Raw genomic sequence first — 334 nt, forward strand, 5'->3', positions numbered from 1 at the left:
GGCTACAGCCAGCTCGCCGCCAGCCACTCCGGCAAGTGCCTCACCCTCCGCGACGGCAAGACCGCCGATGGGACGAGCTACAGCCAGTGGAACTGCGGCGTGACCTCCGGAGCCAGCTACCTCCAGTTCGAACTGCGTCCCGCCGGCACGGTCACGATCGTCGCCGAAGAGAGCGGGAAGGCCGTCGGCGTCTCCGGCACCGCCGCCCCCGCCCGGCAGCAGACGATCACCGGAGCCGCATCCCACAAGTGGACGATCGTCCCGAAGCCGAACGGCAAGTTCCAGCTGAAGAACGTCGCAACCGGAGCCTGCCTGGCCGTCTCCGGCTCGGACC

General features: G+C 69.5%; 1 protein-coding gene. It reads left to right on the top strand.

What is annotated here, in order from left to right:
- The coding region (locus DW298_RS00065; protein ID WP_168443187.1) for an RICIN domain-containing protein at window positions 1–334 on the top strand (334 nt) is incomplete at both ends.

Source organism: Microbacterium sp. A20 (genome assembly GCF_004794515.1).
Taxonomy (GTDB): Bacteria; Actinomycetota; Actinomycetes; order Actinomycetales; family Microbacteriaceae; genus Microbacterium.